Annotated in this window: 1 protein-coding gene; it reads left to right on the top strand. The window is 31.7% G+C overall.

What is annotated here, in order from left to right; all coding sequences use genetic code 11:
• Window positions 1–150 precede the first annotated feature (150 nt).
• The gene (locus CQ839_RS24620; RefSeq protein WP_146048814.1) at window positions 151–852 is read left to right on the top strand and encodes a hypothetical protein; all 702 of its coding nucleotides are present in this window, start codon (window positions 151–153) and stop codon (window positions 850–852) included.
• The last annotated feature ends 72 nt before the right edge of the window (window positions 853–924 follow it).

The following is a 924-nucleotide window of genomic DNA, read 5'->3' on the forward strand; positions in this document are numbered from 1 at the left end:
TCTGATATTGCTGTTTCATTTGTTACGGTTTCATCTCCTGATTAATATCTAATTTACCTTCCCCTACCCTTTTTATGCAACAACGCCAAACCAAACTATAAAACAGTAGTTATTTATGTAGAAGCCCTGATTGTAATATGTGATAAAGATGTGTGTGAGCGTCATATAGAAACTATTCAAAAAATAAATAGGGCATACAAGGTAGCCTGTTCAATTAGGAATACCCCTTTAATAGAAAGTTGTATTGATGTAGCTATACGACTTGAAGATCGCATAACAGAAAAATCTGAATTAACACTTTTAGGATTTTGCTTTGACTTGTTCGTACTAGGCAAAGCGCAATTACTAAAGGAAGAACAGAAAGAAAAGTTAGTATCAGATTTAGAAGCAAGATTTGTATATGTATCCACTAATTACTCATTTCAGATTTGTGAATCAGTAGGCATCCCACTAGCAAAATACTACCGCTCTCAAAATCGACTGGAAGATGTTAAGCGAATTATCACAACTATTGGTAGAAGTATTGAATTATTCTTTCAAGGACAGGATGAATCATTGCAATCTTTTCATTATCAACGTTTACATAAAATTTATATTCAATTTAATTTGAAATATGAAGCTGAAAATATTTCTAAAAAAATTGCCGAAGTTGGTTCAGGAGTTATTGAAAATATGCAGTTATTCACTCAAAGTATGGAAATTCCCAAAGAAAGTTTAGATCAGTATGTATTTACTACGATTGAAGGAGGCTTTGACAATGCCCTATGTAGAATTACACATCAATTTATCCCTAAAATAGATGAAGTCAAACAACAAGTTCAAAAGATTGATCCATTTAGGAATGAAAAATAAATAACTTGTGCAAATTAGGATAAGCTCAGACAAAGAGAAAAAAGGAATAATTTTGGGTTATTACAGCGAAGA

This window comes from Pseudanabaena sp. BC1403, from assembly GCF_002914585.1.
In the GTDB taxonomy this organism is placed as follows: domain Bacteria; phylum Cyanobacteriota; class Cyanobacteriia; order Pseudanabaenales; family Pseudanabaenaceae; genus Pseudanabaena.